General features: G+C 71.6%; 1 protein-coding gene. It reads right to left on the bottom strand.

Annotated elements, in window-relative coordinates:
- Positions 1-2: 2 nt before the first annotated feature.
- A complete protein-coding gene (locus tag ACLHRZ_RS37160) occupies positions 3-1526 on the bottom strand; it encodes an FtsX-like permease family protein (protein WP_490422999.1) in 1524 nt (507 codons plus the stop codon).
- Positions 1527-1587: the final 61 nt, after the last annotated feature.

Below are 1587 nucleotides of genomic sequence, written 5' to 3'. Positions count from 1 at the left end.
GATCACCGCGACTTTGCAATCGCCCTGCCGCTGCCGTCGGTGTGGACGGCGGAGGACTCGCGGATGCCGAAAGCCTCCACCACCCCCGGGGTGTCACGGAACTTGTGCGCTGCTGCGCGGGCCGTGTCCTGCGAGGTGGTGTCGAGGGTGACACGCATCGGTGCGCGGGCAGGATCCTGCCCCGTCGGCTTCTCGAAGTCGCCCTGCACGCCAGCGAGCAGCATCTGCACGGCGATGGTGCCGGCCACGGCGACGGTGATACCGCTGACCGCGCGGGCGGCCGAACTACTGTTCAGCTGCAGCCGTCGGGCGGCCAGTTGCCATGCGGTGCGGCCGCCGCCGCGGAAGCAGCCGACGAAGGCCTCGAGGGCCCAGGGCAGCACGGCCGTCACGCCGACGAGCAGCAGCACGGTGCCTGTGGCGATGCGCGCGATGTCCAGTTCGGTCCCGGTGCCGGTGACCGAACCGGACAGGGGTAGCAGCAGGGCGAGGCCGGCCACGGGAGCGGGCAGCCGCCACCACAGTCGGCGGCGCCCGGTGGTCGCGTTGCGGACGACTCCCAGCGGTTCGATGGTGATGCCGCGGAGCGCGATCAGTGTGACGACGACGGCCGTGGCGGGCACGACGAGTGCGATCAGCACGGCCAGCCGGGCATCGGGAGCCAGATCGGAGGCGAAGACGCTGAAGCCACGGATGGTGACCTCGTCGGCGAACTGCCGGGCGAGGAAAAAGATCCCCAGCCCTGCCCCCAGGCCGATCACGGCTCCGCTCAGTGCTTCGCCTGCTGCGATCCGCCGGGTCATCCGCGCGTCGGCGCCCACGAGCCGCAGCGCGGCGAGCCGTTGGTCACGCCGTTCGCTGCCGAACCGCACGGCCGTAGCGATCAGGACGACGAGCGGCACCAGCAGGGCCACGCAGCTGAGCACGATCAGCAGCATCAGCACCGGGCCCGTGCGATCAGGCGTGATCCCGACACCGAACTGATCGGCGCGCTGGACGCGCGGTCCCTGCTGCAGTGTGTCGCTGCCCGCGTAGTAGGTGAGTTCGTCGGGGCCGAGAAGGCCCGCGTCGGTGATGGTCCCGACGATGCGGTACGGCAGCCGCTCGCGCAGCAGCTCCCCCTCACCGGACCGCAGGAGGCCGGCAAGGGCGGGGGACAACACCATCTCGCCGGGCCCCGGAAGCCGGTCCACTCCGGGAGGCACGGGTGCGTCCGGTCCCTCGGGCCGCACCAGACGGCCCCGCACGCCGGTGCCGTGGTACGTGGTGTCGTTGTTGGCCAGCAGGAACGTGCCATCGCCCGGCCTGAGCTCCTGCCCCACCTGGAAGGTCTCGCGTGCGACAGAGCGTTCGCTGCGGTTTGCCAGCATGTGCGGTACGGCGGCTGCCAGCAGCAGCATCGCCACGCCGAGACCGACGCCCAGCGCGGTCAGCGCGGTGCGCAGCAAGCCCTCGCGGCCTCCCTTGAGCGCAAGTCGCGCGCCTATGGCGAGGTCGCGGACCCAGGACTGCAGGGTGCCGGTCATGCGCCACCCGCCATGTCGCGTGCGGTGCCGTCGCGGACGATGACCTCGCGGTCGGAGTAGG

The organism is Streptomyces sp. AM25 (genome assembly GCF_058146165.1).
The sequence above is the reverse complement of the archived record's forward strand: the minus strand, read 5'-3'. Positions and strand labels throughout refer to the sequence as shown.

What these genes read in the sequence shown, in the direction of transcription:
- ACLHRZ_RS37160 (WP_490422999.1), bottom strand. Translation starts at nt 1,526, where the DNA reads ATGACCGGCACCCTGCAGTCCTGGGTCCGCGACCTCGCCATAGGCGCG.